The organism is Halioglobus sp. HI00S01 (genome assembly GCF_001635445.1).
Lineage (GTDB): Bacteria > Pseudomonadota > Gammaproteobacteria > Pseudomonadales > Halieaceae > Halioglobus > Halioglobus japonicus.
Map to the genome: position 1 here is coordinate 1 of NZ_LWEE01000373.1, position 265 is coordinate 265.

Annotated in this window: 1 rRNA gene; it reads right to left on the minus strand. The window is 50.9% G+C overall.

Annotated elements, in window-relative coordinates:
- Positions 1–265 (minus strand): 23S ribosomal RNA (locus tag A3709_RS20990); the annotation flags it as partial.

Below are 265 nucleotides of genomic sequence, written 5' to 3' on the forward strand. Positions count from 1 at the left end.
TTCCCTACGCCTCCCCTAAACGGTTAAGCTTGCTACAGACAATAAGTCGCTGACCCATTATACAAAAGGTACGCAGTCACCCCGAAGGGCTCCCACTGCTTGTACGTACACGGTTTCAGGTTCTATTTCACTCCCCTCTCCGGGGTTCTTTTCGCCTTTCCCTCACGGTACTGGTTCACTATCGGTCAGTTGGTAGTATTTAGCCTTGGAGGATGGTCCCCCCATCTTCAGTCAAGATATCACGTGTCCCGACCTACTTATCGCA